5 protein-coding genes are annotated in these 3,486 nt (G+C 62.7%); all 5 read right to left on the bottom strand.

The window, feature by feature from the left end; translation table 11 throughout:
- Positions 1-102 precede the first annotated feature (102 nt).
- On the bottom strand, positions 103-252 hold the full coding sequence (locus tag AC1DY5_RS47420) for a hypothetical protein (protein ID WP_478121307.1): 150 nt from the start codon (positions 250-252) through the stop codon (positions 103-105).
- Between the two features lie 97 nt (positions 253-349).
- Positions 350-1,327 (bottom strand): NAD(P)H-quinone oxidoreductase, encoded by a 978-nt coding sequence (locus AC1DY5_RS47425; protein ID WP_478121308.1) that lies wholly within the window; start codon positions 1,325-1,327, stop codon positions 350-352.
- A 5-nt stretch (positions 1,328-1,332) separates the two neighbouring features.
- Positions 1,333-2,076 carry a maleate cis-trans isomerase family protein gene (locus tag AC1DY5_RS47430; RefSeq protein ID WP_478121309.1) on the bottom strand — a complete coding sequence of 248 codons (744 nt, stop codon included), beginning with the start codon at positions 2,074-2,076 and terminating at the stop codon, positions 1,333-1,335.
- Positions 2,073-2,546: an acyl-CoA thioesterase gene (locus AC1DY5_RS47435; RefSeq protein ID WP_478121310.1), complete on the bottom strand. Its 474-nt coding sequence runs from the start codon at positions 2,544-2,546 to the stop codon at positions 2,073-2,075. Before AC1DY5_RS47435 ends, AC1DY5_RS47430 begins: the two co-directional genes overlap by 4 nt.
- On the bottom strand, positions 2,543-3,486 hold a 944-nt coding region (locus AC1DY5_RS47440), incomplete at its 5' end, for an FAD-dependent monooxygenase (protein WP_478121311.1). The genes AC1DY5_RS47435 and AC1DY5_RS47440, both read right to left, overlap by 4 nt.

Raw genomic sequence — 3,486 nt, forward strand, 5'->3', positions numbered from 1 at the left:
GAAGGATGGCGAGGTAGCCCAGCACCGAGGTCGCCGCGCCAGTGACGCCGACCACCAGTGAGGCATCGAAGCCGCATAAGACAGGGAAGCATTCCCGCGGCCCTATCCGAACTCCCGCGTAAGGGGTCCAAGGAAGATCCCGGCCGTGCCGTTGAAGATCGGCGCGAAGCCAGCGAACATTCCTAGCGCCGCGGCAAAAACAACGGCGAAATAGGTCCAGCGAGGCGTCCTAGCGTCGCGTTTGTCTTGCATGATGACTCCGCTTGATTCTGTCCTGACCTCGTTGATCAGGTTCCCGATTTCACTTGGTCAGCTGCGTCCGCGCGGCGACGCCGACGCGGCGCCAAGCTCACCAGTTCAGTACCACTTTCCCAACGTGCTGATGGGCCTCCATCAGGCGGTGCGCGTCAGCGACCTTGTCGAAGGCAAACTGCTGATGAATCAACGGGGTGAAAACCTTGCGTTCCAGGAGCGGCCAGACGACATCCGCCATCTGCTTCAGCACTGCGCCCTTGTCGCCGGGAGGCAAAGGACGCAGAACCGATCCGAACAGGGTCAGCCGCTTGCGCATCATGTCGACCAGGTCCAGTTCGACTTTCCGACCGGCCAGTGATGAGATGTAGACTATCCTTCCGCCTCGAGCGAGCACCTTCATGTTCTTTGGAAAGTAGTCGCCACCGATCATGTCGAGCACGACATCAATGAACTCCTTCTTGTCGTCCTGAAGCAGGATCTGTTCGAAGTCCTCGGTGCGGTAGTTGATTGCGCGCGACGCTCCCTGAGCCTCGCAAGTGCGGCACTTGGAGTCGGTACCCGCCGTGCAGTACACCTTTGAGCCCAGCGCGCTCGCCAACTGGATCGCTGCAATCCCAACGCCGCTCGAACCCCCATGCACCAGAAGACGTTCATTCGCCTTCAATGCCGCTTTCTGGAAAGCGTTGAGCCACACGGTGGCAAACGCCTCGGGCAGCACCGCTGCATGCGCGAAGCCGAGCCCTTCCGGAATGGGAAGGCATTGGACGGCGGGCGCGACCGCGAACTCAGCGTACCCTCCTCCGACCAGTAAGGCACAAACCCGATCGCCTTCCTTCCACGCGTCGACGCCGGTACCGACCTGCGCGATCTCCCCCGCGACTTCCAGGCCGAGGATGTCGGTGGTGCCAGGCGGCAACGGGTAGAAGCCCGCACGTTGTGCCAGATCGGCATGGTTGAGACCCGCCGCGCGAACCCGAATCAGCACCTCGCCACGCCCAGGCGACGGCATCAGACGCTCCGAGAGGTGAAGAACCTCAGGACCGCCCGGTTGAGCCGCCTCAATGGTCTGCATGGTCCTCATGCGAGCAACTTGCCGTAGCCGGGGGTCGCTGCGCTCAAGCCAAGCAAATCCAGCATGTTTCGTACCGTGCACACCGACGTGGAAGTCACCGGGATTCCCAACATGTCCTGAGCCTTTTGGATCGCCGGGATCGACTGCATTTGCACGCACGCGGAGAGGACAACGACATCCACGTTGGCCGTGTTCAGCCGCTTCACGTCATCCAGCAGCAGCATCGGATCCCGGCGGCCCACCTCGAGGTTGTCCGGGATTTCGAAGCAGATGCGGTCCTGCACTTCGATACCCTCGTTTTCGATGTACTCCACGACCTTGTCGGTGAGAGGCTTCATGTACGGGGCGAGGAGCGAAATCTTCCTGGCCCCCAGAACCTTCAAGCCGTGAATGAGCGCACCGGCAGAGGTCATCACCTTGGCGTCCGACTTGTTCTCGGACGCCACGCGCCGGAAGTCGTTCTCGACCTGCCGGTGGTAGCCCAAGCCTTGAGCCATGATCGCCACGAGGCACGCGGTACTCATGACATCTACCCGCGCGTCCGACAACTCGGCCGCACAGCGCAGCCCTTCGCGGTTCATGGCCGCAAGTTCCTCGGCGGTCACCCGGTGCATTCTCATGCGGCTGGAGTGAAAGGTGAACCGCTCCGGATGCAAGGCCTCGCGTGCTCGCAGCATTGCCGGGACCTCGGTTTCCATGGTGGTGTTCGAGCTCGGCACGATCTGGCCAATTCGGATAAGACGATTCATCGGGGAAGTCCTTGGCCGGATTCAGAATCCGCGCGAAACTGCGCCAATGCGTCGAGCAGGGCCGCGGGAATGGGCGCCCTGACCCGGGCGTCACGTCGAATGCAAATGGGGGAGAACCGAGCGCTGAAGATGCGCACGCCGCCGGCCTGGGTTGCCTCAACGCGGATGTCGTAGCCATGCTGTCTGACCTCGGTGACGTCCAGGCGCATCTCGATCTCCTCTTCCGGCCAGAGCGCGCGATGGAATTCGAGCGCCATGCCTTTGCACGGGGTGTCGACGCCCAGCGATTTGCGCCATTCCGCTGGCTGCCCTTGGCTGAGTTCCAAATTGAACAGTGCAACCGCGTTCAGCACGTAGTCGGTGAACTTGCCGGTGTAGACGACCCCTGCGGGATCGCAATCGGACCACCGCACCCGCCGGCGCACGATGAAGGGGCGCCGGCTCAGGATCGATTCGTAGCTGTCGATCATGCGGGCTGCCCGGTGGGGGCCGAAGCGGTTCCGGCGTTCTCTTGTCGCGCATCCCGGATCTGTTGCATCAGCTCCGGGTAGGCGGCGGCAAGGCGCTCGTCGCTCACGCGGCCGGTGCGCGTCATGAAGGCATGGATGAATTCGTACGGCGTGTAGCGCTGCATCCATTCGGCGATGTTTTCGTACCAGCGATACGACTTCTCCGAGGCCGAGATCAGCTTCGATTTCTCGCGGCCGCGCGTCTCGGCGAATCGTTGCAGTCGGTCAAGCGGCGTGACGGAGGCATCGTCGCCGTCGCGCACGAGCGCGTCGGCCAGCGCCATCGCATCATCCATGGCGATCCGCGTGCCGGACCCGATCGAGAAATGCGCGCTGGTCTCCGCGTCCCCGATCAGAACCGCGTTGCCGGCGGTCCAGTGGGAGTTCCTGATCACGGGGAACTGGCGCCAGGATGAGTTGTTCGAGATCAGCGAATGACCGCCCAGTTCGGGGGCAAACACGCTCTCGAACAGGCTTTGCCGAGCCTCTGCGCTCATGCTCTCCATACCGACGCGTTCCCAGGTCGAGTGGTCGCACTCGGCGACGAAAGTGCTGTTCGAGGGACCGTAAGGGTAGTAGTGGGCGATGAAAGCACCGCCCTCGAACTCCCGGAAAACCAGAGCAGCGGTCGGGAAGGCCTTGCCAACGCCGAACCACGCGAAGTGATTGGTGAGGAAGGTGCGCGAGGTACCGAACTCTGCTTCGTTGGCGGTCCTCAAGATCGAGTTGATGCCGTCCGCCCCCACGATCACGTCGGCGTCGGCGAGCCCAAATCGCTTCAGTTCGTCCGGATGTGAGATCCGCGTGCCGAAGCGAATGTCCACGCCGGCGTCGATGGCCGCGCGCTGCAGGACATTGAGCAGGTCAATACGGGCAATTGCACCACCGCCCGGACCTGGGC

Source organism: Variovorax sp. P4_D9 (genome assembly GCF_056401695.1).

Bases quoted from the DNA above. Each gene is read 5' to 3' on its own strand.
- AC1DY5_RS47420 (WP_478121307.1), bottom strand. From the start codon at position 252: ATGCAAGACAAACGCGACGCTAGGACGCCTCGCTGGACCTATTTCGCC.
- AC1DY5_RS47425 (WP_478121308.1), bottom strand. From the start codon at position 1,327: ATGCAGACCATTGAGGCGGCTCAACCGGGCGGTCCTGAGGTTCTTCAC.
- AC1DY5_RS47430 (WP_478121309.1), bottom strand. From the start codon at position 2,076: ATGAATCGTCTTATCCGAATTGGCCAGATCGTGCCGAGCTCGAACACC.
- AC1DY5_RS47435 (WP_478121310.1), bottom strand. From the start codon at position 2,546: ATGATCGACAGCTACGAATCGATCCTGAGCCGGCGCCCCTTCATCGTG.